This window comes from Dietzia sp. DQ11-44 (assembly GCF_014145205.1).
GTDB classification, from domain to species: domain Bacteria; phylum Actinomycetota; class Actinomycetes; order Mycobacteriales; family Mycobacteriaceae; genus Dietzia; species Dietzia natronolimnaea.
In genome coordinates, this window is sequence record NZ_JAALEC010000186.1 from 1 (window position 1) to 2,782 (window position 2,782).

At 69.0% G+C, this 2,782-nt stretch carries 3 protein-coding genes; 2 read left to right on the plus strand and 1 reads right to left on the minus strand.

All coding sequences use genetic code 11. The features are described 5' to 3' along the window. On the plus strand, nucleotides 1–1,698 hold a 1,698-nt coding region (locus G6018_RS05745; protein ID WP_241732003.1), incomplete at its 5' end, for a DNA translocase FtsK. A 19-nt stretch (nucleotides 1,699–1,717) separates the two neighbouring features. On the opposite strand, the gene G6018_RS05750 is transcribed toward G6018_RS05745, so the two are convergent. Then, nucleotides 1,718–1,999: a YciI family protein gene (locus G6018_RS05750; protein WP_182639107.1), complete on the minus strand. Its 282-nt coding sequence runs from the start codon at nucleotides 1,997–1,999 to the stop codon at nucleotides 1,718–1,720. Between the two features lie 76 nt (nucleotides 2,000–2,075). Between G6018_RS05750 and pgsA the strand changes: the two genes are divergently transcribed. Continuing rightward, nucleotides 2,076–2,663 carry a CDP-diacylglycerol--glycerol-3-phosphate 3-phosphatidyltransferase gene (gene pgsA / locus G6018_RS05755; protein ID WP_182639109.1) on the plus strand — a complete coding sequence of 196 codons (588 nt, stop codon included), beginning with the start codon at nucleotides 2,076–2,078 and terminating at the stop codon, nucleotides 2,661–2,663. Nucleotides 2,664–2,782: the final 119 nt, after the last annotated feature.

A 2,782-nucleotide genomic window follows, 5' to 3' on the forward strand; every position in this document is an offset into this window, starting at 1 on the left:
GCGCCGGTCGGGGACGCCACGAACGGGGCCACCGTCCGCCCGGCGGAGGCGCGCGGAGCCGGCGGCACGACCGAGGTGCCGCAGACCAACACCCCGTCCACCCACACCGCGGCGGACAGCGATGTCGAGCGCCTCGACTCCCAGAAGCAACTGCTCAACGGCGTCGAGTACACCCTGCCGCCCGTCAGCCTGCTGACCGCGGGGGACCCGCCCAAGGCGCGCAGCGAGTCCAACGACCAGATGATCGACGCCATCCAGGGCGTCCTCGAGCAGTTCAAGATCGACGCCGCGGTCACCGGATTCACCCGCGGCCCGACGGTCACGCGCTACGAGGTCGAACTCGGCCCCGGCGTCAAGGTCGAGAAGATCACCGCCCTGCACCGCAACATCGCCTACGCGGTCGCCACGGACAACGTCCGTCTCCTCGCCCCGATCCCCGGCAAGTCCGCGGTCGGCATCGAGGTGCCCAACCTCGACCGCGAACTGGTGCGGCTGGCCGACGTGCTCACCGACCCCAAGACCGCCACCAAGCACAACCCGATGCTCATCGGACTGGGCAAGGACATCGAGGGCGACTTCGTCACCGCCGACCTGGCCAAGATGCCGCACCTCCTGGTGGCCGGCTCGACCGGTTCGGGTAAGTCCAGCTTCGTCAACTCGATGCTCGTGTCGTTGCTCACCCGCGCGACACCGGACGAGGTGCGCCTGATCCTCGTGGATCCCAAGATGGTCGAGCTGACGCCGTACGAGGGGATCCCACACCTGATCACCCCGATCATCACGCAGCCCAAGAAGGCGGCCGCCGCGCTGGCGTGGCTGGTCGAGGAGATGGAACAGCGCTACCAGGACATGAAGTCCACCCGCGTTCGCCACATCACCGACTTCAACGAGCGCGTGAAGTCGGGAGCCATCACGACGCCGCCCGGCAGCGAACGGGTGTACCGCCCGTATCCGTACATCGTCGCGGTGGTGGACGAACTCGCCGACCTCATGATGACCGCGCCCCGCGACATCGAGGACGCGATCGTCCGCATCACCCAGAAGGCCCGTGCGGCCGGCATCCACCTCGTCCTGGCCACGCAGCGGCCGTCCGTCGACGTGGTCACCGGCCTCATCAAGACCAACGTGCCGTCCCGCCTGGCGTTCGCCACGTCCTCGCTCACCGACTCCCGGGTCATCCTCGACCAGGCCGGGGCGGAGAAGCTCATCGGTATGGGCGACGGGCTCTTCATCCCGATGGGTGCCTCGCGTCCCATCCGTATGCAGGGTGCGTTCATCACCGACGAGGAGATCCACGAGGTCGTGGACTACGCCAAGAACCAGGCGGAGCCCGACTACGACGACACCGTCACCGCCGCCAAGGAGGAGTCCAAGAAGGACATCGACGGCGACATCGGGGACGACCTCGACGACCTGCTCGCGGCCGTCGAGCTCGTGGTCTCCAGCCAGTTCGGGTCCACCTCGATGCTGCAGCGCAAGCTCCGCGTCGGGTTCGCCAAGGCGGGTCGGCTCATGGACCTGATGGAGTCGCGCGACATCGTCGGACCCTCCGAGGGGTCCAAGGCACGCGACGTGCTGGTCAAGCCCGAGGAACTCGCCTCGGTGCTCTGGATGATCAAGGGCGGGGCCCCGCCGGAGGAGGATCCGGACGACGAGCCGGCCGAGCTCAGAGATCCGGCCGAGACCCCGGTGGGGTAGCGGCCGGGCGGGGTGCCTGTCAGGCGAGGGCGCCGAAAACCGGCTTCCACTCCCGGACCGTGACCTCCGCGACCATTCCGCGCAGGCAGTGGGGGTCGTCGCCCACGAGCGATCGTGCGGCCTCGTCGTCGTCGGCCTCCACCACCAGCAACGCCCCGGATCCGTCGACGAACGGTCCCACGGACCGGACGGACCCGTCGTCGACGCGGGCGGACAGCCACTCGCGGTGGGCGGGCTTGTTGGCCTCCCGCTCCTGGGTCTGGGCGTCGGAGTAGCGGTAGGTGACGGCGAAGAGCGGCATCGTGGATCTCCTGGGATCGGGGTCGGGGGTGCGTCGCGACCAAGGGTATTCCCGCCGTCCTCGCTAAGGTGAGGGGGTGACTGCTTCCACGCGCGAGAACGGACGCCGGACCGACGAGGTCCCCGTCCTCAACATCGCGAACGTCCTCACGGTGGTGAGGATCCTCCTGGTCCCCGTCTTCGTGGTCCTGTTCTTCGTCGCCGGCGCCCAGGATCCCTGGTGGCGGGTGGGGGCGTTCGTCGTCTTCGTGTTCGCGATGGCGACCGACTACGTGGACGGGTACCTCGCCCGGCGGCTGGGTCTGGTGACGGACTTCGGCAAGATCGCCGACCCGATCGCGGACAAGGCGCTCATGGCGGCGGCGATGATCTCGCTGTCCCTGGTCCACGAGCTGTTCTGGTGGGTGACGATCGTGATCCTCGTCCGCGAGGTGGGGATCACCCTCTGGCGTCTGTTCGGCGTCGACCACGTGGTGGCGGCCAGTAAGGGTGGCAAGCTCAAGACCGTGACCCAGACCCTGGGGCTGGGCATGCTGATCCTCCCGCTACCGCACTGGGTCTGGCCCGTCGAATGGGCCGTGATCGGCGTGGCGCTGGTCCTGACCGTCTACACGGGTATCGATTACCTGGTGAAGGCGCGTCAGGCCGCCAGGGCCGGGCACTGAGCCCCCCGGCCCGGGTTGCCATGACCTCCGCTGATCTCCCCGATCCGGGTGCCGCGGCCGCGGTGGCCGCACTCGGCGGGCGCGGGTGGACCCTGGCGACCGCCGAGTCGCTGACCGCG